The organism is Streptomyces sp. AK08-02 (genome assembly GCF_033795085.1).
GTDB classification, from domain to species: domain Bacteria; phylum Actinomycetota; class Actinomycetes; order Streptomycetales; family Streptomycetaceae; genus Streptomyces; species Streptomyces echiniscabiei.
Genome location: NZ_JARAZV010000055.1, coordinates 1 through 720, shown reverse-complemented (window position 1 = coordinate 720; position 720 = coordinate 1). Strand labels below are relative to the sequence as shown.

Here is a 720-nt window from a genome sequence, read left to right as displayed (position 1 = left end):
GGTCCCGCGGGTCCATGCCGCCCTGCAACGACAGGGCGAGGACTGCGGACGGCGCCGCGTCGCCCGACTGATGCGCGACGCCGGGCTGCAGGGCCGCCATCGCAGGCGACGGCGGCTGACGACGATCCCCGACCCGCAGGCCGCCGCCCGGCCTGACCTAGTCGTCCGCAACTTCGCTCCCGACCCGGACGGCCTCGACACCCGCTGGTGCGGTGACATCACCTACGTTGCCACCGGCGAGGGCTGGCTCTATCTGGCCACCGTCATCGACATCGCCTCCCGCCGCGTGGTCGGCTGGTCCACTGCCGACCACCTGCGGACCGAACTGGTCGCCGACGCTCTCCAGTCCGCCTGCCGCGAGCGTCGCCCCGCGCGGCCGGTGATCTTTCACTCGGATCGCGGCTGTCAGTACACCAGTCAGCAATTCGCCACGCTGGCAACGGAGTTCGGCGTCCGCCTGTCCGTCGGCCGCACCGGGCAGTGCTGGGACAACGCGCTCGCCGAGTCCTTCTTCGCCACCATCAAACGGGAGTTGCTCGACACGAGAACCTGGCCCAGCCGGGCCGCCGCCCGCACCGCGATCTTCGACTTCATCGAGGGCTGGTACAACTTGCACCGACTGCACAGCAGCCTCGGCTACCGCAGTCCCGCCGAATACGAGACCGCACACGCAGCCTGACCACCACACCAATGGTGTCCGTCAAAGCGGAACAAGCTCAG

Annotated in this window: 1 protein-coding gene; it reads left to right on the top strand. The window is 69.4% G+C overall.

Going from position 1 to position 720, the window contains the following annotated elements:
* On the top strand, positions 1 to 679 hold a 679-nt coding region (locus PV734_RS45715; protein ID WP_319295229.1), incomplete at its 5' end, for an IS3 family transposase.
* Positions 680 to 720: the final 41 nt, after the last annotated feature.